This window comes from Mesorhizobium sp. M4A.F.Ca.ET.022.05.2.1, assembly GCF_003998845.1.
GTDB lineage: Bacteria > Pseudomonadota > Alphaproteobacteria > Rhizobiales > Rhizobiaceae > Mesorhizobium.
This window is the reverse complement of sequence record NZ_RZOJ01000779.1, coordinates 1-857: the sequence shown is the minus strand read 5'-3', so window position 1 is coordinate 857 and position 857 is coordinate 1. Positions and strand designations below refer to the sequence as shown.

General features: G+C 66.4%; 1 protein-coding gene. It reads right to left on the bottom strand.

The genetic code is table 11. The features are described 5' to 3' along the window. Window positions 1–707 (bottom strand): winged helix-turn-helix domain-containing protein (locus EN745_RS35350; protein ID WP_189363277.1); only part of this gene is annotated, 707 nt, incomplete at its 3' end. Window positions 708–857: the final 150 nt, after the last annotated feature.

Here is an 857-nt window from a genome sequence, read left to right as displayed (position 1 = left end):
CTCTCCGCAAGCCGGTCCTGCAGGTCGAACACATCGGCCATGGTGCCGTCGTAGCGGTCGGCCCAGATCGTCTTGCCGGAACCGGAGTCGATGAGTTGTCCGGTGAGGCGGATATGATCGCCGGCCTTGCGGACGCTGCCGGTCAGGACGTAGCGCACGCCGAGTTCGGCTCCGGCCCGTTTCACGCCGTCGGCCTCGCCCTTGTAGGCGAAGCTCGAATTGCGGGCGATGACGAACAGCCAGCGCATGCGCGACAGCGCCGTGGTGATCTCGTCGACCATGCCGTCGGCAAAATAGTCTTGCGCCGGGTCGCCGCTGAGGTTCTCGAAGGGCAGCACCGCGATCGACGGCCTGTCGTCGGCGGTCCCCTCCCCGGTCGCGGTGGCGACCCGATCCTCGAGGCGGCGCACGCGCTCTTCGTCGATCACATAGCCGCGCCGCAGCACGGTGCGGATCAAGCCATCGGCCTCGGCGCCGAGCGCCTTGCGGATGTCCTTCATGCATTGGGTGAGCGAATCGTCGGAAACGGCGATGTTCGGCCAGACCGCATTGACCAGCTCGTCCTTGCCGATGACGCGGCCGGCATTCTCCAGCAGGTAGACGAGCAGCGAGAGCGACTTGGCGCGCAGGTCGACGTCGTGCCCGCCCCTCTGCAGCCTGCCCCTGTGCAGATCGAGCCTGTGGCCGGAGAATTCGAACGTCGTCATGTCGCCCCTCGAGGAGACGTCAACCAATTCGATCCGCGCGATGGCTAGGAGTCTGTCACGGCCCTCGCATGCTCGAAGACATCACGCCCGCCCGAAGACATCAAGGCTTTCGCCCGCTGAAGATGGCGTGGCCGGCGAACAGCCAGGCGC